1 protein-coding gene is annotated in these 848 nt (G+C 58.1%); it reads right to left on the bottom strand.

The annotated features are described in order from the left end of the window. On the bottom strand, positions 1-830 hold an 830-nt coding region (locus GFM02_RS34780; protein WP_432444462.1), incomplete at its 3' end, for a nucleoside-diphosphate sugar epimerase/dehydratase. Positions 831-848 lie beyond the last annotated feature (18 nt).

Raw genomic sequence — 848 nt, forward strand, 5'->3', positions numbered from 1 at the left:
ATGTCGGAGACGGCGATGCGTCCCTGAGCCAGGGCAGTGAGATCCGGCAACGTGCGAACATTGACCCTGGCTTTACGGATGTGCTCCAGGATTTCGTTGCGACGCTGCCGCGATGCGGAGGGAAGAGCAAGAAGCACGTTGTGCACGCCGAGAGATTCGGCAAGCACCGGAAGATCCGAGGGGTCGTAGATCGGCAAACCACCCATGACGCCGCCCTTGAGACGCGGATCATCATCCAGATAGCCGACGACATTGAGTTCGGCACTGTTGATCAAGGCACCGGCCAGTTGCCGCCCGGCCGTCCCTGCCCCATAGATCAGCACCTTGGCGAGCATATTCTTGTGAAGGATGCGCTGGTAGGCATCCCCGAGCCAGTAGCGGATACTCAACCTCGACAGCCCGATCGCAATCAACAGAAGGAAGGGCTGGAGGATGCCGACGGTTCTCGGAACACCGGGGACGCTGAGTGCTGTAAATATTGTCATGAAGGCGACGCCGTAGATCGCAATCGCCTTCAGAACAGTAATGAAAGCAGCCATATTGGCATAACGGAAGATCGCCCGATACATGCCCATGACGATAAAGATGGGAAGGGCCATGCACAGTGAAACGAAGACCGGCAGCCACTGCACACCTGTCAGCACCGTCCATTCGTTCAGGCGGAAACAATAGGCCAGCCAGATCGTCAGAACACAAAAGCTGGAATCCAGCAGCAAGGCCAGAGCGCGTTTGGCAACCCGCGGCATCGCCAGCAGAGGGGCGACGAGCGCTTGCATCGGCATTAAGAACCATCCTGAGCGCGGCGTCTCAGTGGGGGTATTTTCGGGCATTGCTTACCAGCGTCTCGC

Source organism: Rhizobium leguminosarum bv. viciae (assembly GCF_012276115.1).
Classification (GTDB): Bacteria; Pseudomonadota; Alphaproteobacteria; order Rhizobiales; family Rhizobiaceae; genus Rhizobium; species Rhizobium leguminosarum_T.